This window comes from Ilumatobacteraceae bacterium (assembly GCA_033344875.1).
In the GTDB taxonomy this organism is placed as follows: domain Bacteria; phylum Actinomycetota; class Acidimicrobiia; order Acidimicrobiales; family Ilumatobacteraceae; genus Ilumatobacter.
This window is the reverse complement of record JAWPMO010000001.1, coordinates 4,892,639-4,916,364: the sequence shown is the minus strand read 5'-3', so window position 1 is coordinate 4,916,364 and position 23,726 is coordinate 4,892,639. Positions and strand designations below refer to the sequence as shown.

Sequence of the window (23,726 nt, the reverse complement as noted above, 5' to 3'; positions counted from 1 at the left end):
TCCGAATGAGTGATGAGACCGACATCATCGAGGCCCGGGCGCGAGCAGGACAGGCGATCCGCGACCTCGGCCACGCCTTCATCGGTCGCCACGCGACCCTCGAACAGATCGAACACCTGAGCGACGTCGTCGAAGGAGTCACCGCCGCCCTCTGGCCCGGGGCCGAGCGGACCAGAGGTCGCGGTCACGAGTTCTCGCACCCGGAACGCCTCGACGTGCCGCAGGGTCGGTTCCAGCACACGTTCGACGACCGGCCGATCACCGGACGCTCCTCGCCGTGGGGGCTCGACCCCGAGCTGCACCGGCACGGCGACGAGATCGTGGCGCTGGTCACCCTGCGAGCCGCGCACGAGGGAGCACCCGGGCGCGCGCACGGCGGCGTGGTGGCGGCGCTGTTCGACGACGTGTTCGGCTCCGTGCTCGACGTGATCAAGCAGGCCGCGTTCACGGGCGACATCTACATCCGCTATGCAGCTCCCACCCCGCTGTTCCGTGAACTGGCATGCCGGGTGAGGATGACCGATCGTGAGGGCCGGCGCATCTTCATGACCGGCGAACTGGTCGACACCGAGTCCGACCAGGTCGTCGTGACCGCGAAGGCGACGTTCATCTCGGTCGATCCCGACGCGTTCGCGAGCGCGACGGCTGCGCGGCCGGCACCGCCCGACGAAGGCGCATGATCAAGTACCTCGGATCGAAGCGTCGGCTGATCCCGGTGCTCGCCGATCTGTTCGAGCGATCCGGCGCCTCGACGGCGCTCGACCTGTTCACCGGCACCACCCGGGTGGCACAGGCGTTCAAGACGACAGGGGCTCACGTCACCGCCGTCGACGTCGCCCGCTACTCCGAGGTGTTCGCTCGCACCTGGATCGAGCTGGACGCCGCCTCGGTCGACCAGGACGAACTGCGCTCCGCGATCGACGATCTGAACCGCATTCCGGGCGAGCCGGGGTACGTCACCGACACGTTCTGTGTGCAGTCACGGTTCTTCCAGCCGTTCAACGGTGAACGGATCGACGCGATCCGCGACGCGATCGCCCGCGATCACGCCGGTTCCCCGCTCGAACCGATCCTGCTGACCAGCCTGCTGCTGGCTGCCGACAAGGTCGACTCCACCGCCGGTGTCCAGATGGCGTACATCAAGCAGTGGGCGCCGAGGTCGTACAAGCCGGTCACGCTGGAGGTGCCGTCGCTGCTGCCGGGCACCGGCCGGGCGGTGCGGGGCGACGCCACCGAGGTCGCCGGGACGCTCGGTTCGTTCGACCTCGCGTATCTCGACCCGCCCTACAACCAGCACCGCTACTTCACGAACTACCACGTGTGGGAGACGATCGTCGCGTGGGATCGACCGGAGTTCTACGGCGTCGCCTGCAAGCGGGTCGACGCCCGCGACGACGAGACCAAGAGTGTGTTCAACCGCAAGCGCGAGATGCCCGATGCGCTCGCGCGGACGATCGCTGCGGTCGATGCCGAGATCGTGGTCGTGTCGTACAACGACGAGTCGTGGGTCGAGCTGGACGAACTGCGGGAGATGTGTGCCGTCCACGGCGACGTGGTGGCCCTGGCGTTCGATTCCAAACGCTACGTGGGGGCGCAGATCGGCATCCACGGCCCCGGTGGCGACAAGGTCGGCGAGGTCAGCCACACCCGCAATCTCGAGTACGTGCTCGTCGCCGGGCCGCGGCGACGCATCGACCGGATGACCGGCCCGTTGGCCGTGGCTCGCGTCAGCTGATCGGGCTCGTGGGTTCGGCACCCGTCGTGCGTGCGATCCCACCTGCGGGCGGAGCGCCGGTTCGGAGGTCGGTGTCGCTCATCGCCGTCAGACCTCGGCGAACCAGCGGGTCTGGAACGACTCGGCGAGCACCGTGCCGTCGAGCGTGCAGATCCGGCCGTGCTCGACGGCCAGGCCCGCCGAGCGCGTGTCGATCTCGAATCGAGCGGCGAGCCAGTCGTGCTGATCGGTGGCGATCGTACGGTGGACGTGGGTGGTGAGGTCGATGCTGATGCCGCCGAGGGGTGGGGCGACCCGGACGAACGCCGGCGGCGGGAACCAGTCGGTCGCCATCGCCAGCCACGCGGCGTCGATGGGCCGGGGTTCGATCGGGCGCATGTACCCCTGGACCATGGCTCGCTCACCGTCGGAGAAGGGCAGGCTCGACGGGTCGAGGTAGCCGTCGACCCGGTTGAAGTGTTCGGACGACGAGCGCTCCTGGATCCGTGAGCACTCACTGGGAGGCGGCAGGTCGAAGATCACCGGCGTCCTCCATTCGGTCCCGGTGACCGGCGGGACGAGCGTCAGCCGTGAGGTGGCCATCGTGCGGCCGTCCTGTTCGAGGTCGACCACGACGGTGCTGATCGTCCGGCCGTGTCGCACCGTCGTGGCCCGTGCCGTCGCCGGCCCGGCGTGGCCGGGACGGAGGAACGTGGTCGTCACCGTTCGTACCGAGCGGCCGGGCACGAACGCCTCGGCCACGTTCGATGTCAGCGCGGCCAGGTAGCCGCCGTGCGTCCCGACCAGTGCGGTCCAGCCGTCGGAGAGTTCCAGGTCGTAGCGGCTCGCATCGTCGGTCGGGACGACGGCCGTCGTCCGATCGAAGTCGGTCGGTGCCGCTGACTTCGGCTCGGCCGTGCCGAGTTCCTCGTGCGTGAGTTGCGTCATACAACTGAGCATGACAGGTTGAGTTGCGTCACGCAACTCGCGTACGATGGCGGCATGCGCAAGGTCTCGTTCGCCGACATGAACTGCTCGATCGCGCAGACCCTCGAACTCGTCGGCGAGTGGTGGACCCTGCTGATCCTGCGCGACAGCTTCCTCGGTGTCCGTCGGTTCGACGACTTCGTCGAACGCCTCGGCATCTCCCGCAACGTGCTGACCGACCGTCTCGACAAGCTCGTCGACACCGAGATCCTCGAGCGCCGCCCCTACGACGAGGGTCGCAACCGCTACGACTACGTGCTCACCGAACGCGGGCGCGCGCTCTGGCCCGTTCTCACGGCACTGCGCCAGTGGGGCGACGAGTGGCTGCTCGGCGAGGGCAACGAGCCGGTCGTGCTCCGCCACCTCGACTGCGGCGAGCTCACCCACGTCGAGGCGACCTGCTCGGAATGCGGTGAACACCTCGACACCCGGTCGGTGCGAGCCGAAACCGGACCCGGCCATATTTCACCTTGACGTTAATTAACTGAGTTGTTTAGTATCGCGGTCATGCCCACCGCGACCGACGATCGACTGAGCGTGACGTTCTCCGCGCTCGCCCACCCGGTCCGGCGCTCGATGCTCGAACGGCTCGCTCACGGCGGGGCCACCGTCAACGAGCTCGCCGAGCCGTTCTCGATGTCGCTGCCGGCGATCTCGCGCCACATCAAGGTGCTGGAGCACGCCGGCCTCGTCACCCAGGGGCAGCGCGCCCAGTACCGGCCGTGCGCGATCGACGCCACACCGCTGCGCGAGATCGCGAGCTGGGCCGAACGGTACCGACCGATCTGGGAAGGTCGCTTCGACCAACTCGAGTCCTACCTCCACCAACTCGACCGCGGCCGCGCCACCGACCACCCGAACACCGACCACCCCGACATCGACCACCCGAACACCGACCACCCGAACACCGACCAGAAGGACGACGTATGACCGAGCACCAGAACCCCGACGACGCCGCGGCCGATGCGGTGGTGATCGAGCGGACGTTCGACGCTCCGGTCGCCACCGTGTGGGACATGTGGACCGAGCCGGAGCACTTCCGGGCCTGGTACGGCCCCCAGGGCGCCACGGTGCCGGTCGCCGAGATGGACGTGCGCGTCGGCGGGTCGAGACGGATCTCGATGGAGATGCAGACGCCGAACGGTCCGATGACGATGTGGTTCGTGGGCGAGTACCGCGTCGTCGACCCGACCGATCGCCTCGCCTACACCGAGAGCATGGCCGACGAGACCGGCCAGGTCCTCTCCCCCGCCGAGATGGGCATGCCCGACGGCCACCCGGAGGTCACCGAGGTGATCGTCGAGCTCGAAGACGTGGGCGGCCGGACCAGGATGGTGATGACCCACCGCGGGGTGCCCGCCGACTCCGGCGGAGCGATGGGCTGGAACATGGCCATCGACAAGCTCGCCGCCCACCTCGTCGACCTCGGCTGACCAGGCCTGATCCAGCGCACTCCGGTCGACGCCAGTCACGGGTTCCGAACCGGACGCGCGCTCACTCCCACGCCGTTCCCCGGACGCGTGCCGGTGCACTTCGAGTCGGTGATGAACGCGACGCTCTCGCAGGGCGAGCAGCCTCTGCGCTCGCGGTCTGTGACCGATCAGGCCGACGGGACGAGGAGGTGGTACGGCGTGACGGTTTCGAAGCCCATCCGGCGGTAGACCGGCTCGCCCATCGGACTGGCCTGGAGGACCCCGACCGAGCAACCGGCGTCGCGACCGGCGGCGAGCACGGTCCAGCTGATCGCAGCTCCGAGCCCCCGTCGCCGGAACTGCTCGCGCACCGCGATCGAGTAGACGCCCGCCACGTCGTCGGTGCGGAGCAGTTGCCCGCACGCCGCCGGCTCGCCGTCGACGTGCGTGACGAACCAGGAACAGCGCTCGTCATCCAGCATCGATGCCGGCGCGAGCATCTGCGCTGCCTCCAACGGAGCGCCGAATGCCTCCGCTGTCACCACGGCGACATCGGACAACAGCGCAGGGTCGGTGACGAGCTGTCTGTCGGCCGCGCCCACGGCGCCCGCCGGCACATCGCCGAGTGGTGCCAACGCCATCCCCGGCATCGTTCCCTCCGACACCAGACCCGGGGTCACGGCGATCTCGCCGATCGCGTTCGCCACCGATTCGGGTGCAGTCACCCAGAACGGAACCTCTCGCTGCGACAACCAACCCACCGCAGACTGCAGATCGTCGACCGAAGGCTCTTCGAACACGAACGCCTGGTTGAACAGCGGAATGGGGACGCCGACGGAGCAGCAGCGGATCGACCCGACGGTGTGCGTTTCGCCTGCCGGGACTTGGTCGGTCATGAAACTCAGCCATGCCGCCCAGTTCGTCTCCAGATCTGCCCGCTGGTCCCGTTCCACGACGCCCCCTCACACTCGCGACACGAGAGACTACGACAACGGGTCGCGCTGCCGGGACGAACGCACCTCGTCAGCGGTCGAGCGACTCCGGCGACGCCGCCCTCTGGGTGTTCGTCGGCCCCGTCCGAGCCCTCCGGCCGTTCCGGCCGCGCATGTCGAGCTCAATCCCCGCCGAGACCGCTGGGCGATCGCACCCTTCCGGGCCACGAGGCGCACACCGATGTGCCGCTCCCTGACGGTCGTTGCCCCAGGGGCCGTCTTCGTTTTGCGGGCGCTGCGAAGGTCTCGCCGGCGGACGGCCGACCTGGAGCGCCTGGCGGCGATCTGTCAAGCCGTAACCTGCGGCAGGTCCTGGTCGGGCTTCGCCAACTCGACGCGAGCGTCTCGAATCACCTGGCCGGCAGTGCGGAGGAACAGGGCAGCGATCGCGACGCCGACGATCACGTCGGGCCAGACGCTGTCGAGTCGCCAGACCGCCACCGCAGCAGCGAGCACGGCGGCGTTGGCGATCAGGTCGTTGCGTGAGCACAGCCACGTGGAGGTCATGTTGATGTCGTCCGAGCGGTGCCGCCACAAGAGCGCGAACGACCACGTGTTGCCGGCGAGCGCGACGAGTCCCATGAGCGCCATCGCGTCGGCGACCGGCGGTGTGCCCTCGACGGCTCGCCACGCGGCCTGGCTCAGCACGACGAGCCCGAAGATCAGCTGCACGACACCTTTGGAGAGCGCCGCCCGCGCACGCCAGCGGGTGCCGCGGTGGAGCACCCACAAGCTGAACGCATAGACGAATGCGTCGCCGAGCATGTCGAGCGAATCGGCGAGCAGCGCCGTCGAGCGCGCCCACCAACCGACCCCGAACTCGACGACGAAGAGGACGGCGTTGATCCCGAGGACCAGCCACAGCAACGTGCGCTGGCGGTTTCGCAGCGCGACGAGCGTGTCGTCGTCACTTCCACAGCAGCCGGGGCTCACGTGTCCCAGTCTCTCAGCTCCCGACCCCGTCGGCCATCTCGCCCTCGCGCTCGCGCTCGACGCGTGTCGCCATGCACGAAGCTCGGACCCCGACCAGAGCCGGGAGCGGAGATCGGCAATCAGCACATCTCGTGTCCAACCCGTTCCTCCTCCGCACGACGTGGCGCGAGTGCCCGAGCGCGCACCAGCCGGCATGGTTCAGCACGCGTCACCTGCCCGGCGACAGATGACAACCCTGTCAGGTGCGCCGCCGAGCGTCATGGGCGGGACTGCCAGACGATTGGTGTCACTGGTCTGGCGGTACATGTTGCTTGGTCGGATCGTCCTCAGAAGGGGCTGCCCTCGAAGGTGTTGGCAGAGGCGGTGAGGGTGGGCGACGTCGTTTCGGCCCAGGTTCGAGTGGGTAGGCCCACGTCAACCATGCCTGGAAAGGGGTATCGCTACAGCAACCTGGAGGGTCGATATGACTACACAGATCGATGACCGCCCACACGCGCCCGGTGGCCCGCCGCCCGGCGAGCGAGCGGGAGATTCGCCGAGGCATTTCCGTTGGCGTCGAGTGCTGATCGCGGGGGTCGTGGCGACGGCCGTGCAGATGCTTGCATTCACCGTGTTGTTCGGGAATCCAGCCGTCGAGTCGCTTCTGTTCGAGGCTGGCAATGGTCAGACCGACAGCGTGCTCGAGTTCTGGCAGGGTGATCCGCCCCCGACGATCACGCCCTACGGCGACGTCGTCGAAGGTTCTCGGCTGCTTGCCGTGATGGGCATGCTCACGCTCTGGGGTATCGCTCTGGCCGCAGCCTTCGAATACGTGCGAGCCTCCCTGCCGTCGAGATGGTTCGGGCGCGGCATCGCATTCGGCGTGGGCGCGTGGGCGTTGGCGTACATGTTCTTTGAGACATGGGTGCCCTACAACGCGTTGCACGAGCCGTTCGGGCTGGTGCTCGTCGAACTTGGGCTGGAGCTGATCGGCATGTTGGCGGTGGGTGTTGCATTGGCGGCAGTGCTGCGAGACCCTGAACCTGTCATCGAACTCGACGACGCTGCGGAGTCGCGACACGTTTGGGCCGGTGAGCACTCATGAGCCCTGTGTTCCCGATGTTGTACTTCGCCGCGGCCCTGTGGTCGCTCGGAAGCGTGGCGGTCGGGCGGCCGTGGGTGCGCCGTCCGGCGTCGCGGACCGCGCCGGCGGAGATCCGGTCGATGCAGGTCTTCGACGACATGGCTCGGCTCCTCACGTTGGCCTGGGCAGGTCTCTTCGCAACGGCTGGCATCGCTTCGCTCTTCGTGACGGTGCCGGTTCGACTCGGGATCGGGGTCGTCCTCGCTGCCCTCGGGCTAGCGTCGCCGAAGGTCGGGGAGTGGTACATCCGGCGGCGTCTCACCAGCGGGCAGTCGTCGATGGAGCACGTGTAACGTCGCCGTAGGAAGGAAACCCCCGCGGCGGTGCATGTTGAGCGTGACCTCCCCCAACCGCCCAACCGCCCGCGGCAGGGTCCCCAGCGGCCTCGGCCGCACGCTGATGCGGATCTCGCCGAACCCGGTCGGTGCCGACCGGGTTCGGCGAGCCTGGTTCCAAGGCGATGGGGCGATTTGCGATGTGTGTGTCACATCGGAGGTTGATTCGTTAGCACACGAAGGTGTTACAGCCATCGCGTGTGCGTCGGGCGGCCGGGCTACCGAGTTCGAGGTCTCCTCGGCCACCGAGCCGATGCCGCGGGCGATCTCGAGGCCTCGCCCGGGGTCGGCCTTCACGCCGAACTGCACGGCCTGACTCTCGGTCGGCGACCACACCACGATCGTCGGCGCGTCGCCGACAGCGACGAATGGAACGCGTCAGCGTGCTCCTCAGGGTTGGGGGCACGGCAGCCAACATGCGGACAGCCGTCTCGCCCGGCCGCCATGCGTGGGCACCGCGTGGTCGAAACCGAGCCGTCTCTCCCATGTCGGTCCTCACGCGCCGAGACCGCCCGCCTGCATCGGATGCCGGCGGACGGTCGGTCGGTTGGCCGATCAGTTCGTGTTGAGTTGTTCGGCGAGGTGGTCGAGGACCGGGGTGTGGTCGGCTTGAGGGCTGAAGAGCACGAGCTCAGCGTCTTCGTCGACTCGGACGCTGTGTCCGGCGGGCCAGTGGACGATGTCGCCGCCTACGCAGGTCTCGCTGGTGCCGTCGGCGTAGTCGATCACGACGCGTCCGCTGATGATGTAGCCCCAGTGCGCGGATTGGCATGTGTCGCCTTCGAGCCCTTTCAGGAGTGGGGCGAGGTCGGTGCCGGCCTGCATGGCGAAGTGTTCGGCGCCGAGTCGGCCGGCGACGTCGCCGAAGTCGCGCTGTTGGCGGGCGGTGGCGCCGTCGGTGTGGACCTTGACGGGGATGTCGTGGGTTGCGAGATGCATGGGTTCCTTTCGTTGGTTCGTGTTGGGGATGTGTGGAGAATCTGGGTCAGGTCATCGCGTGGGTCTTGACGGTTCGGCCGCTGAACGCTGCGAGGTCGTCGAGGTTGGACGACAGTGCGAGCGGTTCGGCAGGTCGCTTGAAGGTGTCGCCGTCGCGCAGGTCGTCGGTGAGTGCGGTTCGGGCGAACGAATCGACCGCGTCGACGACGTCGTCGTTGACCGCCAGCTTCGTACCTGTGGAGACGGCGATGTCCCAGCCGTGGACGAGGCCGTCGAAGGCGAGGAACCTGGCGAAGGTGTCGCCGGGAAGTTCCCCAAGTGGGGAGTCGATCGTGCGGTCGAGCGCGCCGGGGGCCGTCACGGCGTCGAGGAGGTCGTCCATGACCTCGCGGAACTCGGCGAGGGGGACGCGGCCGTAGACCGGGGGTGGCGTGATCTCGGGCGGAGTCTCTCCGTGGTACTGGTAGGTGAAGGTCGCGCCCAGGACCATCATGTGATCAAGGATGTCGTGGACGGTGAACTCGTCACACGGTGTCGGGTTGTCGAGCTGGTCGGCTCGGATCTGGCCCACGGTGTCGTTCAGGGCCGGGAGGATCTGGGAGAGCTGTTCGGTCGGTGTCATGTGCGGTCACCTCGGTGGTGTTGTCGGCGGTCTGTCGTCGTCGGGATCGCCGCTGTTCGGCGGTTGATCGTCCGACACCCATGAAGGCGTGAGAACGGGCTGTCACAATGGAACAAATGACTTGGACGAGCGGAAGTGGCCGAGAATGCGCCCGCCCGCAGCAAGCGGACGGAGACTCGCGGTGACCGACGCGGCCCTGCATCAGGCGCGCCGTTGTGTCGAACGCGGCGAGTGGGACGACGCCCTGGAGGCGCTCGCCGCCGTCGAGCCCGAGCCGTCGACCGTCACCGACCTGCTGGAGCTTCGGGCGCTGGCCGAGTACGGCAGCGGCGGATTCGAGGCGGCGGTTGGCGCCTGGGAGGATCTGCATTCGCACTGCGTCGACGCGGGTGACGTCCGCGCGGCGGCGCGGGCGGCGGCGATGGTGGCGATGTACCTGATGATGGACACCGGGCTGATGGCACCGGTACGGGGTTGGCTGGGCCGCGCCGAGCGGCTCGTGACGGGCGATGACGAGGCGCCGGCGCTGGCGCTGATCGCGATGACTCGCGCCTACGAGCGGTTCATGTGCGGTGACATGGAGGCGGTACGGGTGGAGGCGGCGGCCGCGATCGAACTCGGCGAGCGTTTCGCTGTGGAGCCGGCGGTGGTGATCGGTCGGGTGGTGACGGCGCGGGTGACGATCCTGTCAGGCGACGTCGACGGGGGCATCGCCCAGCTCGACGAGATCGCGACGTTGTTGATGTCGGGCGACGTCGACCCGCTGACGACCGGGATGATGTATTGCGAGCTGATCTGTGCGGCGCAGGGCCTCAGTCTCCACGAACGCGCCGCGGAGTGGACCGAGGTGATGGAGCGCTGGCGACACGGCGTGGCCTTCGGTGGCATCAACGGCCGCTGCCGGGTACATCGCGCCGAGCTGTTGCGCGTCTCGGGGCCATGCGACGCCGCCGAAGCCGAGGCCCTCGCTGCGTGTGCCGAACTCCGCCCGTGGATGCGCCGCGAGTACGGCTGGCCGCTGGTCGAACTGGGCACGATCAGGCTCCGCAAGGGCGACCTCGACGCGGCCGAGGAAGCGTTCCTCGAGGCCCACGACCACGCATGGTCCGCACAACCGGGCCTGGCACTCGTACATCTCGAGCGCGGCGAGACGTCGACGGCGGCATCGCTGATCGCCGATGCGATCGAGCGTCCCTTCGATCTCCCATGGAAGGAGCGACCGCCCTTCGGTGATCTGCGTCTGGCGCCGCTGCTCGACGCCCAGGTCGAGATCGCCGTCGCCGCCGGCGACGCCGACAGCGCCGACCGGGGAGCGCGACGGTTGCGCTCGATCGCGGACGCGTTTCCGACGCGGGTACTCGACGCCTCGGCGCATCTGGCCGAGGGGCGCGCTGCGCTCATCAGCGACGACTTGGACGGCGCGGCGGCGCACTGCACGGCGGCGATCGAGGCCTGGGTCGCGGTCGGGGCGCCGTACGAGGCGGCCACGGCACGCACGGTCCTCGGAACGGTGTGCCACCGGTCGGGCAACGATGCGGCGGCGCGGCTCGAGTGGTCGACCGCGCGCGCGGCGTTTCACTCGTTCGGGGCCCATCGACGTGCGGATACGACGCAACGACTGCTCGACGAGCTGCCGGACGGGCACCGCGATGAGCAGCCGGAGCGTGCGATGTCCGAGGGTGTCTTCCGCGTCGACGGAGACGTGCGCGTGGTTGCGTTCGGTGACGCAGAAGTGGAGATGCGGGACCTCAAGGGCTTGCGGTACATCGAACGCCTCCTCGACTCACCGGATCGTGAGCATCATGTTCTCGACCTCGTCGCGTCCGAGAGTGGTCTCGGTGCGTCTGCAGCGCGCGCTGACGACGAGCTCGAGACGATCGAGGGCACCGGCGGTCCCCTGCCGACCATCGACGACGAGGCCCGAGAGGCGTACCGGCGACGTCTCGCCGAGATCGACGACGACATCGACGAGGCGTCCCGGCTCAACGACGTCGGACGCGTCGAACTCGCCCAGCGCGACCGGGAGTTCCTCGTCGCCGAGCTCCGCCGTGCCGTCGGCCTCGGAGGACGACGACGAGCGGTGGGCGGCAGCGCCGAACGGGCCCGCAGCAGTGTCACGCGTTCCGTCCGCTACGCGATCGCACGTCTCCACGAGCAACACCCGGCGGTTGCTGCTCACCTCGACCGTTGCGTCTCCACGGGGACGTACTGCTGCTACCGGCCAGATCCCTTGGTCGCGGTCCGGTGGAACACGACCGGGATCATGGAGCAACACTGACACCGCGCCGAGAGACGACGAAACGGGCAGGAACACCAGCCGACACGTCGGGCGAAACCTCCGAACGCTGGTTGCGTCGCCGTCGTTGCATCTCGGTACGACACCTGGTAACGGTGGGAGTGATCGATGACAAGCGAGCCGGTGCTCGCAGGGCCAACCTTCGCTTCCGGGTGCCGGAGACGAAAGGAGCCCCTATGTCAACCGAAATCACCACCCTCGACGGTACTCGCCACGAGTTGAGCGACGAAACGATCGCCGAGATCCGGGAGATCTTCCACGGCGACGTGGTCACACCCGACGACAGCACCTACGACGAGACGCGTGTCGTCCAGAACGGCATGTTCGACCGGCGCCCCGGCCTGATCGTGCAATGCACGGGCGTCGCCGACGTCGTCGACTGCGTCCGGATCGCTCGGGAACGCGATCTCCTGTTGTCGGTGCGCGGCGGTGGACACAGCATCGCCGGCACCTGCACCGCAGATGACGCGTTGATGCTCGACCTGTCACGGATGCGTGGCGTCTGGGTCGACGCATCCGAGCGACGGGTCCGCGTCCAAGGAGGGGCCGTCTGGGGCGACGTCGACCGTGAAACCCAACTCCACGGCCTCGCCGTGCCCGGTGGGGTGATCTCCACCACCGGCGTCGCCGGACTCACACTCGGCGGTGGCATCGGCTGGCTGCACCGAAAGTACGGCCTGGCGTGCGACGCACTCCGTGCCGCCGAGGTCGTCCTCGCCGACGGACGTGTCGTGCGCGCATCGGCGGACGAACACCCCGACCTCTTCTGGGCGCTGCGTGGCGGAGGCGGCAACTTCGGTGTCGTCACGACCTTCGAGTTCGACGCATCCCCGGTTGGTCCGACCGTGTGGAACAGCGCCGTCATGTACCCCCTCGGCGAAGCCGAGGGCGTGATCGAACGCTGGCACGACTGGGCGACCAACATCCCCGACGAGATCACCACGCGCGCGTTGTGCTGGACCATGCCGGAAGCACCCCTGCTCCCCCCTGCGGTCCACAACCGCGACGTGATCATCCTCGCCGCGCTCCACTCGGGTGCCCCCGATGACGGCGAACGTCTCTGTGCGCCGCTGTCGGCCATGGGCGAACCGCTCGCCGACCTGAGCGAGACGCTGCCCTACCGGGTGGCACAGTCGAACTTCGACCCCTTCTTTCCGAAGGGCGAGGTTCAGAACTACTGGAAGTCGGTGTACCTCGACGACGTCGACGTCGACGCACGTCGATTGATCGCGGACCGCGCCAACCACCGTCCCGACCCGCTCACGCTCGTCCACGTCCCGATGCTGGGCGGCGCCATGTCACGGGTCGACGCCGGCGCCACCGCCTACGGCGACCGCAGCGCGGACTACATGTTGAGCTTCGACGGCGGCTGGCCCGACCCGGCCGACAACGACGCGAACATCGCCTGGATCCGATCGGCGTGGGACGACGCGACACAACTCGACGTCGCATCGGGCACCTACCTCAACTTCGGCGGCGACCGCGACATCGACGACCGCGCCCGCGAGCGGGCCTTCGGCCGCAACCTCGACCGCCTCCGACAGGTGAAGCGCGAGTACGACCCCGACAACCGGTTCCGCCTCAACGCCAACATCCCCCCGGAGACATGATGGCGCGACTCGGCACGTGCGCGGGAGGGACGACTACGTCGACCATCTCGAATCGTTCGCTCATGGCTTCCGCCCCGGCTGCGCCCATCTCGACACGGACAGAAGTGCACCAGGTCGCACAGGACCGGCCGAACCAGCGCACTCGGGGCTGCTCGGTCTCGACGATGCACGGCCGGTCAATGGTGGAGGTCTGCGTTCCGCCGCCGCGGGTCACCCTCGACGAGTCAGCTCGCACGTGACCGTGACGAGACGTCGGTGGATGCCACCCGAGGTCAGGGCTGAGCACCGGACCCACCACACCGGGAGGCTGCTCCTGCGTGCGGGCCGGCCCCCACAACAACTCTGTCACACCCCGCGTCCACACTGTTCGTATCCGACTTCCCCGATCTCGAACCATCGACAGATCGGAGACGACATGAGCCCACCAGACACCGACGCCCTCTTCGGGGTGTTGCGTGCCGCCGACCCCGACGTGATGGACAGCGACGAACTCGCGGTCCTCACCGGGCAGATCGCTCAGCTCAAGAGCTGGTGCGACTCGCTCCAGGTGCGGACCACGCGCCGCCAGCGCACGCTCGCTGCCGAGGGGCGCGCCGACGATCCCCGCAACACGCTGTCACGGCACGGACGCAACTCGTCGAAAGAGGCGCATGCCGCCGACGAACGCGAACGCATCTGCACCGCGATGCCCGGCTTCGAAGATGCACTCAACGCCGGCACCGTCGCCGCCGGACACGTCGACGCCATCGCCAACGCGACCCGCAACCTCGACGAAGCCCTCGCATCCGAGTTCAACGCACAGCACGACGACCTGCTGACCGATGCGGTTCGGCTCGGGGTCGACGCATTCGGCCGCAGTTGCCGTGAGCTGGCCAAGAGCCTCATCGCACAGGCTGCAGCCGCATCCGACGCCGACGAGCTCGACCGCCAGCGGGCGGCCTCGAACGTGCGGCGATGGGTCGATCAACGCACCGGCATGTGTCACACGCACGTCGAACTCGACCCCGTTCGCGACCGAGCGCTCTGGGCCGCGATCGAAGCCGCCCGGGCATCGTTGCGTCGACAGGACGGCAATCGGCGTACACCATGGGACCAGCTCACGGTCGACGCCGTCGTCGCCGCGATCGGCGGCGGCGATCACGTCGATCGTGTGCCCGAGATCACCGTCCTGATCGACTACCGGACACTGATCGACGGGTTGCACGCCCGAGGCATCTGCGAGACCGACAACGGTGTTCCGCTCCCGGTCTCCACCGTGCGGCGGCTGTGCTGCGAAGCAGAGATCGTTCCCGTGGTGCTCGGCGGTGCCGGTCAGGTACTCGACGTCGGCACATCGAAACGTGTCGCAACGCGAGTCCAGCGACGAGCGCTGCGTGCGATGCATCGCACGTGCGTGCATCCCGACTGCACCGTGACGTTCGACGCGTGCCGCATCCACCACGTCATCCCGTGGCAGTCGGGCGGCCCGACCGATCTCGACCACCTCGTGCCGGTCTGCGAGCCACACCACCATCTCGTCCACGAGGGCGGATGGGGCCTGACGATGACCGCCGATCGGGTCGCCACCTGGACCCGGCCCGACGGGGTGCACCACCACACCGGCAGCACCGTCGATCGAGCTGGTTTCGGCGACCGGTCGACGCCGCGGCGGACATCCCCACCGACAACGGTGGGAGCCACCGCGTGACCACCCGACCGAACCCCCGTCGCCGGCCGTGACCCGCCGGACGACAGTGACGAGGCGACCTGCTCCTGCGATCGAGGAGCCCCGATCGGGCTGGGCACGCTGACGGGCGAAGCCCTCTGCCCCACCGACGCCGGCCCCGGACCGTCGCACGATGTGCCGCAGCGTTCCGGAAGCAGGCGACGTCTGACCGAGCCGTGTTTCCGGCCATCGGCCGAAACGGAAGCGACCGGGAGCGAGACCAACACGATCGGACCGGCCGCTCGGCAGCCCGGGCTGCCGCGCGCCCCGGAACGTCGACCTCGGACGAGCGTGTGCCGCGTCCGCATCGTCGACGGTACGGCCGCCGACGGCGGGCCGACCCGGAAGGCTGAGGAACCGTCGGTTCCGCGCCACCGAGGTCCGGTCGCGGCATCCGTCCGTCCGACGGCTCTTGCTCACCCCGAGCGGCAGCGATCACGCCGATCGAACCCCCACCTGAACCCGATCCTCCCCGAGGATCGCACCGACGAGCAGGCGTGGGCATCCGTCGGAATACACCGAACCGGTCCCTGCCCCGAACTGATTCAGTGGGCGGAGATCGCCTGTCGGCACGCCGCCGCCGACTCGGCGGACATGAACGACGCGGCCACCGCGTCGAGCTGCATTCCCCGGTGCTGTTCGAGCGACACCCCCAGGAACTCGGTGGCGACCTCCAGCTCGTGCACGAGGTCGGTGTCGAACCAGCCGGGGTCATCGGTGTTGAGGCACACCCGGAGGCCGGCCTCGATCAGCGCCGGCAGCGGATGGTCCTCGATCCGTTCGATCACCTGGAGCAGATCGTTGCTGGTCGGACACACCTCGAGCATGATCTCGCGCTCGCGCAGCAACTCGACGACCGACGGGTCCTCGAGGCAGCGCACACCGTGGCCGATACGGACCGCACCCAGTCGCTCGACGGCCTGACGGACGCTGTCGGCCCCTTCGGTCTCGCCGGCGTGCGGAACCGCCGGCAGGCCGAGCGCAGCAGCCCTGGCGAAGTGCGGTGCATACGGCGCCGCCGGGAAGTCGACCTCGTACCCACCCAGCCCGACCGCGACCAGCCCCGTCGGCGTCTCGGAGCTCTCGAGGTACTCGATCGTCACCGTCTCGTCGGGCATTTCGAGGTCGCGAGGGATGTCGACGACCCAGCCCAGCTCGACGCCACGTTCGCGAGCGCGACGCTGCCCCTCGTCGAGCCCGTCGCGGTACTCGCCCCACGACATCCCCGGTCGGTCGTCCTTGTCGAGGAAGTGTGTGTACGCCGTGGTGGTGATCTCGGCGTAGCGGACGTGCTGCGACGCGAGCGTGGCCGCCAGGTCGTCGGTGATCGTGGCGAGATCGTCGGCCGAGCGCAGCAGCGAGAGTCCGTAGAAGTACTGCGCGGCGAACGACGGGAACCCGTCGAACGAGAACGCCGCGGGGAAGCCGCCGGGCCACACCGGCGTCGGATCGATCCCATGGCGTTCGGTCAGCTCGCGCACCGTGGCGACCGACATCGACCCCTCGAGATGGACGTGGAGCTCGACCTTCGGCAGCGCCAGCAACCAGGCCCGGTCGGCGTCGGTCAGCGTCACGAGTCGGCCCACTTCGTGCCGGGCAGGAAGTACCGCTTCGCCCACACCCCGCGTCGGTCCTCGCCCGAGATCGGCATCCGCCAGGTCGACCACCGTGTCGTCGGTGCGTCGAGGTCGACGGCACAGAGGGCTCGTGGCTGATCGTCGGTTCCCTCGACGTACTCGTCGGCGAACCAGTCGGCGGTGTAGCGCCCGGTGATCGTGCGGTACAGGTCACGCCAGACGTCGTCGTCGCCGGGCGGGTGCACCACCTCGCACACCCCCTGCACGGTCACCTTGCGGTACGGCTGCTCGCTCTCGTCGATCGTGATGCCGACCTTCGGGTCGCGTTGGATGTTGCGCCAGATCACCGCCGGCGAACGAGGCGTGAAGAGCAGCCGACGCCCGTCACGGACGAACCACAGGGGCAGCACACGCGGTAACCCGTCGTCGTCGACGGTGCCGACCCGGGCGAGGTGCCCACGCTCGTCGAGGAACACCTCGAGTTCGGCATCGGTCAGCTTCGGCACGTCACGTCTCCCCCGCCGGTCACGGTCGGTAACCCCACGAGGGCGCCGACGGCGTGAGCGACCGACGGGCCAGCCGCGCCCAATCGCACAGCATGGGGCGGGTGTCGAGCGGGTCGATGATCTGCTCGATCTCGTAGAACTCGGCCGACCGGTGCGGCGAGCGGAGTCGGTTCAACCGTTCGGTGATCTGCGCCTTCAGTTCGTCGGGGGCGTCGCTGGCCGCGAGCTCGGCCTTGTACGCGACCTCGAGACCACCTTCGAGCGGGAGCGAGCCCCAATCGCCCGATGGCCACGCCATCCGCATCGACTCGCTCCCGGGCTTGCGGTTGGCCGCGCCCGCGATACCGAACGCCTTGCGGATCACGACGGTGCAGTACGGCATCTGCGCTTCACGGAGCGCGACGAGCACCTCGGTCCCGTACCGCACCGTGGCGTCCTGCTCCGACTGCTTGCCGATCAAGAACCCGGGACAGTCCTCGAAGTGGACCATCGGCAGCTTGAACATCGATGCCAGGTCGATCAGCCGGGTGAGCTTCCGGCACGACGCTGCCGTCCATCCACCGCCGTACATCATCGGATTCTCGCCGAACACCGCGACCGGGATGCCGTCGAGACGGGCGAGCCCACCGATCACCGACGTCCCCCAGTCGCGACCGATCTCGAAGAAGCTGCCGTCGTCGACGACGAGCGACATCAGCGACCGCATGTCGTACGACTGGCGAGGGTTGCGGGGCACGAGATCGGCCAGCCGGGGCTCGCGGCGCGCCGGATCGTCACCCCAGTCGTCGATCGGCGGCAACTCGTCGACGCTCGTCGGCAGGTACGACAGGAACTGCGACGCCCGCTCGAACGCCTCGGCCTCCGATGCGACCGCGTCGTCGATCGCCCCGTTGGTCGTGTGGACGTCGGCGTGTCCGAGCTCCTCCTTGGACACCGAACCCAACCCCGCCTGTTCGACCAACGCCGGTCCGGCGATCATCATCTGCGAGGTGTCTCGCACCATCACCGAGTAGTGCGATGCGACCGCCCGGGCCGCGCCGAACCCGGCGACCGAGCCGAGCACGAGCGACACCGACGGCGCGATGTTCAGATGGTCGACGACGACGTGCCACCCGGGCAGGACCGGGATGTAGGTGCGGCCCGCCTGTTCGATCGTCTTGACCGACCCGCCGCCGGACATCCCGTCGAGGAGCCGGACGTGCGGGAGCCGCATCTCGGCGGCGATCGACTCGGATGCTTCCCGCTTGGCCGAGATCGATGCGTCGTTCGAACCGCCGCGCACCGTGAAGTCGTCGCCCGACAGGACCACGGGCCGGCCGTCGAGTTCGGCGATCCCGAACACGAAGTTCGACGGCGTGAACTCGACCAGGTTGCCCTGGTCGTCGTAGCGGGCGACGCCGGCCGTCTTCCCCAGTTCCCAGAAGCTGCCGTCGTCGGCGATCTCGGCGACCCGCTCTCGCACGGTCAACTTGCCGAAATGGTGCTGTCGCTCGACCTTGTCGGCACCGCCCAACTGCTCGGCGAGCGCTTCGCGGCGGCGAAGTTCGTCGAGCTCGGGCTGCCAGCTCATCCGCGGCGGAGCTCCACGACCGTGCCGCCGCTGGCCTCGACGAGCGCTGCCGGCTCGATCGGGAAGACGTCGTTCCAGGTGCCGGCGGCCGCCCAGACCTCGTCGTACTGCAACAGATCGGGGTCGATGAAGACGCGGAGCTCGGTCGTGTGGCCGAAGGGTGGGACACCGCCGATCGGGTACCCGGTCGCCGCTCGCACGGCATCGGCGTCGACGCGGCCGCATCGTTCGCCGCCTGCCGCGGCCGCCAGCTTCGGCTCGGCCAGCTGATTGCTGCCGCTCACATAGGCGAGCACGATCTCACCGTCGACGCCGAAGATGAGGCTCTTCACGATCTGGCCGACGGCGCAGCCGATCGCGTCGGCCGCATCCTGCGCGGTCTTGGCGCCTTCGGGGAAGTGGTGCGGTCGCACCTCGACGCCGAGCGCCGCACCGGCGTCGATCACTCGCTGGACGTTCTTGTGATGGGTCACGAATCGAGGACCGTAGTACGGGTCGGGGCGACCGATCGTTCCCACATCCGGGCGAACCGCAGGAGGCCGACGTCGTCGCTCGGGCGGCCGACGAACTGCACGCCCACCGGGAGCCCGTCGGGCGTGAACGCAGCGGGCATCGAGATCGCCGGGCACCCCGTGAGCGAGATGTCGCAGCAGGTCCGCATCCAGTCGATGTACGTGGGCATCGTGGTGCCGTCGATCTCACGCGGCCAGTCGAGCCCGACGTCGAACGGCACGACCTGCGACGTCGGCAGTGCGAGGACGTCGTACTCGTCGAAGAAGCTGCGCACCCGCTCGACCAGGGCAGCATGCTCGACCGTCGCTCGCGTGTGGTCGACCATCGTGCGGCGACGTGCCTCGTCGATGTTCCACCGAACCGTGTCCTTCACGTCGTCGGGCGCCTGGTCGTACAGGGCTCCGCCTGCGATCTCGAACTGCCATGCCCTCAACGTCTGGAAGATTTCGCGCGCGTCGGTCAGGTCGGGCATCGCCTCGCCGACGGCGCATCCCAACTCCTCGAGTTGCGCGGGCACGAAGGCCAACGCGTCGCGGACCGCACCATCGACCGGCAGGCCGAGATCCGGTGTCCAGGCGACGCGAACCTGACCCAGATCGACGTCGAGGTCGGCGGTGAACAGCGAGCCCGACTCGGGCAGGGAGATCGGTACCCTCGGGTCGGGCCCGGCGAGCACCTGGAGTTGCAGGGCGAGATCTCGGACCGATCGGGCCATGGCACCCTTCGTCGCGAGCGACGACCACGGGGTGCTGTTCGGCCACGACGGCACCCGGCCCGCCGAGGGCCGTAGGCCGACCACGTTGCAGAACGAGGCCGGGTTGCGAAGTGAGCCTCCCATGTCGGAGCCGTCGGCGATCGGGATCATGTCGGCGGCCAGCGCCACCGCCGCTCCCCCACTCGATCCGCCGCAGGTCCGGGTGAGGTCGTACGGGTTGACGGTCGCGCCGAAGACCGGGTTGAACGTCTGCGAGCCGGCGCCGAGCTCTGGGGTGTTGGTCTTGCCGATCGTGACCGCACCGGCGGCCCGGAGACGCTGCACCACGAGGCCGTCCTCCGACGGGACGAAGTCGGCGAGCAGGGGCGAACCCATGGTGGTGCGGATCCCGGCCGTCGGTTCGAGGTCCTTGTGCGCGATCGGCAAGCCGTGGAGCGGACCGAGGTCGTCACCGGCGACCACGGCCGCATCGGCGGCTTCCGCCCACTCGCGCGCCATCTCGGGGACCATGGTGACGATGGCGTTGAGCTGGGGATTCACGCGTTCGATCCGTTCGAGGCAGGCGTCGAGCAACTCGCACGCCGACACCTCACGACGGGCGATCATGTCGCGGAGTTCGACCGCCGATCGACGAACCAGCTCGGTCACACCAGCACCTCCCGGGGCTCGGCGTCGAGCGACACCTTGGCCGGTCCGGCGAAGAGGATGGCGATCGCTCCCGCCAGCGAGAGCGCGCCGGCGACGAGATACGACGACCGGTAGCCGCCGGCGGCGTCGTGGAGCCAGCCGAGCAGGAGCGGGCCACCGGCGGTGCCCACCAGGCCGAGCAGCTGCGCTCGGCTGTAGATCCGGGGATAGTCGCGCACGCCGAACCGCTCGGCGATCAGGAGCGGCTGCAGCATCAAGATGTTGCCGATCGTCGCACCGAACAGGATGATCGCCGCGAAGATCGGCGTGGTCGACATGGCGAAGGCCAGCCCGACCATGGCGACCATCTGCAGCGACGCCAGCCCAGCGGTGAACGGAATCATCGGGAGCGAGGCGATCACCCTCCCGCCGATGAGCCGGGCGACGACCGACGTCGCCGCCAGCACGAGCGTGGCCAGGGCGGCCGTGTCGGCGGTGGTCCGTTCCTCGACGAGCTTGACGAGCTGCTGGATCCCACCGACCTGGGAGCCCAGCGCGAGGACGTAGCCGATGGTCACGAAGAGGAAGAACTTGCTCGCGATCGCTTCTCGATACGGAGTGCCGGTCGCCTGCGGGGCCGCCGCGCCGGGCGTTGCCCGTTCGCCGTCGGGGAGCCAGCCGAGCACCGCAGGGTCGGGCCGGATCAGCCAGAGCGTGAACGGCACGATGCCGACCACGAACACCAGACCGAGCCACGGCGTCCCGGTCGCGAGCCCCTGGCGGTCGAGCAGCCACTTCGCGGCCGGCGTGATGAGGATGCCGCCGGCCGACAGCCCGGTCGACGCCACCGAGAGCGCCACCGAACGTTTGGCGTGGAACCATCTCGTCACGACCGTCGTCATCGGGACCAAGCCGGACAGCGCCCACCCGATCGCGAAGAACCCGTACACCACGAACAGCTGCCACTGGCGGTCGACCTGACCGAGCCCGGCGAGGGAGATCCCGGCGACGACCGCACCACCCGACGCGACGTACCGGATGTCGTACCGTACGATCAGCCTCGCGGCCCAGACCCCGGCGATGCCGCTGACGAAGAAGAACCACGTGGTCGCGAGCGAGATCGACGCGACGTCCCAGCCACGTTCGTTGCTCAGCGCATTGAGGTAGACGGCCAGACCGTAGAAGCCGAGGCCCGACCCCGTGGTCAGGCAGATGAAGCAGCCGGTGACGACCCGCCAGCCCGGGAACTTGTCTCGACTCACTGCCGCACTCGGCTGACCGCAGCGGGACATGCGTCGTCGGGACCGGCCATCTCCGAACCGTACCGATCGCGCCGTCGATATCGTGAGTCGCACGATGTTCAAGAACACGATGAAGACCACCGTCCTCCTCGCTGGCCTCGGCGGGCTGATCGTGGCCGTCGCCGGCATTCTCGGCGGGGGCAGCAGCACGTCACTGGTGATCGGCCTCGTCGCCGCGCTCGTGATGGTCGGCGGCTCCTACTGGTTCAGCGACAAGCTCGCGCTGAAGTCGGCCAAGGCCCGCGTGATCACGCGAGAGCAGGCGCCCGACTTCTACGACATGATCGAACAACTCGCGACTCGGGCGAACATGCCGATGCCGACGATCGCGATCTCACCGAACGCCCAACCCAACGCGTTCGCCACCGGCCGGGGGCCCAAACATGCCGTCGTGTGCGCCACCGAAGGGCTCCTGCAGTCGTTGACCCGCGACGAGGTCGAAGCCGTGATGGCACACGAACTGATGCACGTGAAGCACCGCGACATCCTCATCGGTTCGGTCGCTGCCGCCATCGCGACGGCGATCTCGTTCATGGCCCAGATCGCCATGTACTCGTCGATGTTCGGCGGCCGTGATCGCCGCAACGGCGGGAACCCGCTGATCATGATCGCGGTGGCGATCATCGCTCCGATCGCCGCGTCGCTGATCCAGATGGCCGTGTCACGGTCGCGCGAATACGAGGCCGACCGAGGCGCCGCCGAGTTGATCGGCTCGGGCGCCCCGCTGGCTCGGGCGCTGCAGAAGATCGAGGCGATCGCGACGCAACGGCCGATGGCCGTGCAGCCGGCACAGGCCTCGCACTACATCCACAACCCGCTCGCCGAGGCTCGGGGCGGCAGCCAGGGCAACAACTTCGCCAAGCTGTTCTCGACCCACCCGCCGACCGACGAGCGCATCCGCCGCCTCCTCGCCATCTGATCGCGAGTCAGGCGTTCTTGGGGAGGTCGCTGAAGGGGGTGTTGCGGTCGTGGCCCGGTTCCTTGGGGAGGCCGAGGACCCGCTCGCCGATGATGTTGCGCTGCACCTGGTCGGTCCCGCCGTAGATCGGGGGCGCTTGTGCGAACAGCGCCAGTTCGGTGACGAAGCCGTTCATCGGCTTGCCGGTGGCAGCGTCGAGCGCTTGCTTGCCGTCGCCGTCGTACGCGTGCAGCATGGCGTTGGCGCCGATCACCCGGAGACCGAGATCGCGCTGGAGCCGCATCATCTCGCTCATCGACAGCTTGCCGATGTTGCCGATTCCGGGGATGTCGCCACCGCGGGCCTTCTCGCCCTTGAGCCGCAGGTTGTTGTACCGGCCGATCTCGGCGAGCGTGTGGAGCCGCATCAGGTCCTGGCGGATACTCGGGTCGTCGGCCCTGCCTTCCGACTTGGCGAGCTCGATCAGCATCCGACCGGCGCCGCGGAACTGGCCACCTCCGCCACCCGATCGCTTGCTGACGAAGTCGCCGGCACGCTGGTCGAGGTGCCCGGCGACCGTGCCCGGCAGCGCGGCGCTCGAGGCCGCGTGCCCCGAGCCCGAGCTGAGACCGGCCCGCTCGAACATCAGCGTCGAGTTGGCGACCGCCCACCCGTTGTTGCGGTCGCCGATCAGCGCATCGTCGGCGACGCGAGCATCGCTCATGAAGACCTCGTTGAACAGCGCCCGACCGGTCATCTCGCGCAGCGGGCGGATGTCGACGCCCGGCTGGTGCATGTCGATCGCGAAGTAGCTGATGCCCTGGTGCTTGGGTGCGTCGGAGTTGGTGCGGGCGATCAACATGCCGAGGTCGGCGAAGTGCCCACCGGAGGTCCAGACCTTCTGGCCGTTGACGATCCACTCCTCACCGTCGAGTTCGGCCTTCGTCTGCAGCCCGGCCAGATCGCTGCCGGCGACCGGCTCGCTGAAGAGCTGACACCACGCCCGCTGCCCCGTCACGATGTCACGGACGTAGTGGTCGATCTGCTCCTGTGAGCCGTGCATCGCGATCGTGGGCGCGGCCAGCAGCAGCCCGAGGCCACCGGGTGCCCCGAGGGCTCCGTGGTCGGAGATCGTCTCGGCGACCCGGTTGGCGTCGTTGCGTGACAGCCCCTTGCCGTAGGCGTGCTCGGGCAGCGACGGCGCCGACCACCCGGCGAGTCCGAGCCGCTGCCACCACTCGGCGACCGTCAGGTCCGGATCCCAATTGTCGTCGAGCCAGCCCTGGAGTTCATCGGTCGCGTCTGCCATGCCGAGATGGTTGCAGACTGTCACCGCCGAGCCGAAGTCGGC

At 68.7% G+C, this 23,726-nt stretch carries 23 protein-coding genes; 11 read left to right on the top strand and 12 right to left on the bottom strand.

The window, feature by feature from the left end:
- Positions 1 to 5: 5 nt before the first annotated feature.
- Complete coding sequence (locus R8G01_23180) at positions 6 to 680, top strand: PaaI family thioesterase (protein ID MDW3216913.1); 675 nt, start codon at positions 6 to 8, stop codon at positions 678 to 680.
- Complete coding sequence (locus tag R8G01_23175; GenBank protein ID MDW3216912.1) at positions 677 to 1,735, top strand: DNA adenine methylase; 1,059 nt, start codon at positions 677 to 679, stop codon at positions 1,733 to 1,735. The genes R8G01_23180 and R8G01_23175 overlap by 4 nt, the downstream gene beginning before the upstream one ends.
- 87 nt (positions 1,736 to 1,822) lie before the next feature.
- Here R8G01_23175 and R8G01_23170 read toward each other — a convergent pair whose 3' ends face one another.
- The gene (locus R8G01_23170; GenBank protein ID MDW3216911.1) at positions 1,823 to 2,662 is read right to left on the bottom strand and encodes a thioesterase family protein; all 840 of its coding nucleotides are present in this window, start codon (positions 2,660 to 2,662) and stop codon (positions 1,823 to 1,825) included.
- Between the two features lie 54 nt (positions 2,663 to 2,716).
- Here R8G01_23170 and R8G01_23165 point away from each other — a divergent pair, with 54 nt between their 5' ends.
- The 3 genes from R8G01_23165 to R8G01_23155 are packed head-to-tail and all read left to right on the top strand — an operon-like array spanning position 2,717 to position 4,134.
- Entirely contained in the window at positions 2,717 to 3,175 is a 459-nt protein-coding gene (locus tag R8G01_23165) for a helix-turn-helix domain-containing protein (protein ID MDW3216910.1), read from the top strand.
- A gap of 33 nt (positions 3,176 to 3,208) precedes the next feature.
- Positions 3,209 to 3,631, top strand: coding sequence for a metalloregulator ArsR/SmtB family transcription factor (locus R8G01_23160; GenBank protein ID MDW3216909.1), 423 nt, complete (start codon positions 3,209 to 3,211; stop codon positions 3,629 to 3,631).
- Positions 3,628 to 4,134: an SRPBCC domain-containing protein gene (locus R8G01_23155; GenBank protein ID MDW3216908.1), complete on the top strand. Its 507-nt coding sequence runs from the start codon at positions 3,628 to 3,630 to the stop codon at positions 4,132 to 4,134. The genes R8G01_23160 and R8G01_23155 overlap by 4 nt, the downstream gene beginning before the upstream one ends.
- A gap of 167 nt (positions 4,135 to 4,301) precedes the next feature.
- On the opposite strand, the gene R8G01_23150 is transcribed toward R8G01_23155, so the two are convergent.
- A complete protein-coding gene (locus R8G01_23150; GenBank protein MDW3216907.1) occupies positions 4,302 to 5,009 on the bottom strand; it encodes a GNAT family N-acetyltransferase in 708 nt (235 codons plus the stop codon).
- Positions 5,010 to 5,393: 384 nt separating this feature from the next.
- Entirely contained in the window at positions 5,394 to 6,038 is a 645-nt protein-coding gene (locus tag R8G01_23145) for a cation transporter (protein MDW3216906.1), read from the bottom strand.
- Positions 6,039 to 6,597: 559 nt separating this feature from the next.
- On the opposite strand from R8G01_23145, the gene R8G01_23140 reads away from it, so the two are divergent.
- Complete coding sequence (locus R8G01_23140; protein MDW3216905.1) at positions 6,598 to 7,122, top strand: hypothetical protein; 525 nt, start codon at positions 6,598 to 6,600, stop codon at positions 7,120 to 7,122.
- Complete coding sequence (locus R8G01_23135) at positions 7,119 to 7,454, top strand: hypothetical protein (GenBank protein MDW3216904.1); 336 nt, start codon at positions 7,119 to 7,121, stop codon at positions 7,452 to 7,454. Before R8G01_23140 ends, R8G01_23135 begins: the two co-directional genes overlap by 4 nt.
- A 597-nt stretch (positions 7,455 to 8,051) precedes the next feature.
- Here the strand turns inward: R8G01_23135 and R8G01_23130 are convergent.
- Positions 8,052 to 8,435, bottom strand: coding sequence for a hypothetical protein (locus R8G01_23130; protein MDW3216903.1), 384 nt, complete (start codon positions 8,433 to 8,435; stop codon positions 8,052 to 8,054).
- Positions 8,436 to 8,481: 46 nt separating this feature from the next.
- Positions 8,482 to 9,057 carry a TIGR03086 family metal-binding protein gene (locus tag R8G01_23125; protein MDW3216902.1) on the bottom strand — a complete coding sequence of 192 codons (576 nt, stop codon included), beginning with the start codon at positions 9,055 to 9,057 and terminating at the stop codon, positions 8,482 to 8,484.
- 181 nt (positions 9,058 to 9,238) lie between these two features.
- On the opposite strand from R8G01_23125, the gene R8G01_23120 reads away from it, so the two are divergent.
- The 3 genes from R8G01_23120 (at position 9,239) to R8G01_23110 (ending at position 14,650) form a co-directional block, all read left to right on the top strand.
- Positions 9,239 to 11,335, top strand: a complete 2,097-nt coding sequence (locus R8G01_23120; protein ID MDW3216901.1) for a hypothetical protein — start codon at positions 9,239 to 9,241, stop codon at positions 11,333 to 11,335.
- Positions 11,336 to 11,529: 194 nt separating this feature from the next.
- Entirely contained in the window at positions 11,530 to 12,963 is a 1,434-nt protein-coding gene (locus tag R8G01_23115; protein ID MDW3216900.1) for an FAD-binding oxidoreductase, read from the top strand.
- Between the two features lie 415 nt (positions 12,964 to 13,378).
- Complete coding sequence (locus R8G01_23110) at positions 13,379 to 14,650, top strand: HNH endonuclease (GenBank protein MDW3216899.1); 1,272 nt, start codon at positions 13,379 to 13,381, stop codon at positions 14,648 to 14,650.
- Between the two features lie 563 nt (positions 14,651 to 15,213).
- Here R8G01_23110 and add read toward each other — a convergent pair.
- Genes add through R8G01_23080 form a run of 6 tightly spaced genes read right to left on the bottom strand, consistent with a single transcriptional unit; the run spans position 15,214 to position 21,438 of the window.
- Positions 15,214 to 16,242 carry an adenosine deaminase gene (gene add, locus R8G01_23105; GenBank protein MDW3216898.1) on the bottom strand — a complete coding sequence of 343 codons (1,029 nt, stop codon included), beginning with the start codon at positions 16,240 to 16,242 and terminating at the stop codon, positions 15,214 to 15,216.
- A complete protein-coding gene (locus tag R8G01_23100; GenBank protein MDW3216897.1) occupies positions 16,239 to 16,751 on the bottom strand; it encodes a pyridoxamine 5'-phosphate oxidase family protein in 513 nt (170 codons plus the stop codon). Before R8G01_23100 ends, add begins: the two co-directional genes overlap by 4 nt.
- Before the next feature lie 19 nt (positions 16,752 to 16,770).
- Entirely contained in the window at positions 16,771 to 18,321 is a 1,551-nt protein-coding gene (locus R8G01_23095; protein ID MDW3216896.1) for a carboxyl transferase domain-containing protein, read from the bottom strand.
- Entirely contained in the window at positions 18,318 to 18,794 is a 477-nt protein-coding gene (locus R8G01_23090) for a YbaK/EbsC family protein (protein ID MDW3216895.1), read from the bottom strand. Before R8G01_23090 ends, R8G01_23095 begins: the two co-directional genes overlap by 4 nt.
- A complete protein-coding gene (locus R8G01_23085) occupies positions 18,791 to 20,197 on the bottom strand; it encodes an amidase (protein MDW3216894.1) in 1,407 nt (468 codons plus the stop codon). Before R8G01_23085 ends, R8G01_23090 begins: the two co-directional genes overlap by 4 nt.
- Entirely contained in the window at positions 20,194 to 21,438 is a 1,245-nt protein-coding gene (locus R8G01_23080; GenBank protein MDW3216893.1) for an MFS transporter, read from the bottom strand. Before R8G01_23080 ends, R8G01_23085 begins: the two co-directional genes overlap by 4 nt.
- Positions 21,439 to 21,532: 94 nt before the next feature.
- On the opposite strand from R8G01_23080, the gene R8G01_23075 reads away from it, so the two are divergent.
- The gene (locus R8G01_23075) at positions 21,533 to 22,396 is read left to right on the top strand and encodes a zinc metalloprotease HtpX (GenBank protein ID MDW3216892.1); all 864 of its coding nucleotides are present in this window, start codon (positions 21,533 to 21,535) and stop codon (positions 22,394 to 22,396) included.
- 7 nt (positions 22,397 to 22,403) lie between these two features.
- Here R8G01_23075 and R8G01_23070 read toward each other — a convergent pair whose 3' ends face one another.
- On the bottom strand, positions 22,404 to 23,684 hold the full coding sequence (locus R8G01_23070) for an acyl-CoA dehydrogenase family protein (protein ID MDW3216891.1): 1,281 nt from the start codon (positions 23,682 to 23,684) through the stop codon (positions 22,404 to 22,406).
- Positions 23,685 to 23,726 lie beyond the last annotated feature (42 nt).

Bases quoted from the DNA above. Each gene is read 5' to 3' on its own strand.
- R8G01_23180 (MDW3216913.1), top strand. From the start codon at position 6: ATGAGTGATGAGACCGACATCATCGAGGCCCGGGCGCGAGCAGGACAG.
- R8G01_23175 (MDW3216912.1), top strand. From the start codon at position 677: ATGATCAAGTACCTCGGATCGAAGCGTCGGCTGATCCCGGTGCTCGCC.
- R8G01_23170 (MDW3216911.1), bottom strand. From the start codon at position 2,662: ATGACGCAACTCACGCACGAGGAACTCGGCACGGCCGAGCCGAAGTCA.
- R8G01_23165 (MDW3216910.1), top strand. From the start codon at position 2,717: ATGCGCAAGGTCTCGTTCGCCGACATGAACTGCTCGATCGCGCAGACC.
- R8G01_23160 (MDW3216909.1), top strand. From the start codon at position 3,209: ATGCCCACCGCGACCGACGATCGACTGAGCGTGACGTTCTCCGCGCTC.
- R8G01_23155 (MDW3216908.1), top strand. From the start codon at position 3,628: ATGACCGAGCACCAGAACCCCGACGACGCCGCGGCCGATGCGGTGGTG.
- R8G01_23150 (MDW3216907.1), bottom strand. From the start codon at position 5,009: ATGACCGACCAAGTCCCGGCAGGCGAAACGCACACCGTCGGGTCGATC.
- R8G01_23135 (MDW3216904.1), top strand. From the start codon at position 7,119: ATGAGCCCTGTGTTCCCGATGTTGTACTTCGCCGCGGCCCTGTGGTCG.
- R8G01_23130 (MDW3216903.1), bottom strand. From the start codon at position 8,435: ATGCATCTCGCAACCCACGACATCCCCGTCAAGGTCCACACCGACGGC.
- R8G01_23125 (MDW3216902.1), bottom strand. From the start codon at position 9,057: ATGACACCGACCGAACAGCTCTCCCAGATCCTCCCGGCCCTGAACGAC.
- R8G01_23115 (MDW3216900.1), top strand. From the start codon at position 11,530: ATGTCAACCGAAATCACCACCCTCGACGGTACTCGCCACGAGTTGAGC.
- R8G01_23110 (MDW3216899.1), top strand. From the start codon at position 13,379: ATGAGCCCACCAGACACCGACGCCCTCTTCGGGGTGTTGCGTGCCGCC.
- R8G01_23095 (MDW3216896.1), bottom strand. From the start codon at position 18,321: ATGAGCTGGCAGCCCGAGCTCGACGAACTTCGCCGCCGCGAAGCGCTC.
- R8G01_23075 (MDW3216892.1), top strand. From the start codon at position 21,533: ATGTTCAAGAACACGATGAAGACCACCGTCCTCCTCGCTGGCCTCGGC.
- R8G01_23070 (MDW3216891.1), bottom strand. From the start codon at position 23,684: ATGGCAGACGCGACCGATGAACTCCAGGGCTGGCTCGACGACAATTGG.